Consider the following 536-nt stretch of genomic DNA (forward strand, 5'->3'; position numbering starts at 1 on the left):
CTTCGATCTTTGAGAGGTCTAGAACATCGTTTATGAGACTGAGAAGATGTTCCCCGCTCCTGTATATTGTCTTGAGATACTTCATTTTTTCCAGATTCGTCTCATCGTTCATCAGTAGCTCGGCAAAACCGAGAATCGCATTCATAGGGGTGCGCATCTCGTGGGACATGTTTGCCAGAAACTCCGATTTCATCTTGCTGGCCTGCTGTGCCTCCTTCGAAACCTTCCTGAGCATTTCATTCGAATTCTTCAGTCTGTCAAGCGTCTTTTCAATGAAGACCATCGTGTTGTTCAGTTCTGAGGCGATCTCGCCCAGCTCGTCATTAGAATTGAGTTTAACCCTGACAAAGGAGCCCTTCTTTATCGACTCGAAACCCTTCAGCAGCTCCGACAGGGCCTTGGATATATGGGCGTTGAGAGTGAAGGACAGCACGAAGGAAAAGCCGAATACCCCGAGTAACACAATGCTGAGTATTGGGAGTAGCCTATTCCTGAGCATCACCATTAGACCCTCAGACTGCAACACATAGATGTCG

1 protein-coding gene is annotated in these 536 nt (G+C 47.4%); it reads right to left on the reverse strand.

All coding sequences use genetic code 11. The annotated features are described in order from the left end of the window. On the reverse strand, window positions 1–505 hold a 505-nt coding region (locus BG32_RS02040), incomplete at its 3' end, for a histidine kinase dimerization/phospho-acceptor domain-containing protein (RefSeq protein ID WP_310793857.1). Window positions 506–536 lie beyond the last annotated feature (31 nt).

Origin of the sequence: Mesotoga sp. HF07.pep.5.2.highcov (assembly GCF_003666285.1) — a bacterium.
Classification (GTDB): domain Bacteria; phylum Thermotogota; class Thermotogae; order Petrotogales; family Kosmotogaceae; genus Mesotoga; species Mesotoga prima.